The organism is Microvirga pakistanensis (genome assembly GCF_004458765.1).
GTDB lineage: Bacteria > Pseudomonadota > Alphaproteobacteria > Rhizobiales > Beijerinckiaceae > Microvirga > Microvirga pakistanensis.
This window is the reverse complement of the sequence record NZ_SPJX01000707.1, coordinates 1-223: the sequence shown is the minus strand read 5'-3', so window position 1 is coordinate 223 and position 223 is coordinate 1. Positions and strand designations below refer to the sequence as shown.

Genomic DNA, 223 nt, shown 5'->3' with positions numbered 1-223 from the left:
AGTTGAGGTGCACCACAAAGCCCACCGACACCAGGTGGTCGTCGAAATGATAGAGCCAGGAGCCGCCGCCGGAATTGTTCGGCAGCGGCCAGCCCATGGAATGGCGCACCAGGCCGGGCTGGAACTTCTCGGGCCGCACCTGCCAGAGCTCCTTGAGGCCGATGCCGTATTTCTGGTGGTCGCGGCCCGCATTCAGGCCGAAGCGCTCGACCATCTGCTTGGT

1 protein-coding gene is annotated in these 223 nt (G+C 64.1%); it reads right to left on the bottom strand.

The genetic code is table 11. From position 1 onward, the window contains the following. Positions 1-223, bottom strand: a 223-nt coding sequence (locus E4K09_RS26815; protein ID WP_425293804.1) for an NAD(P)/FAD-dependent oxidoreductase, incomplete at both ends; no start/stop codon positions are given.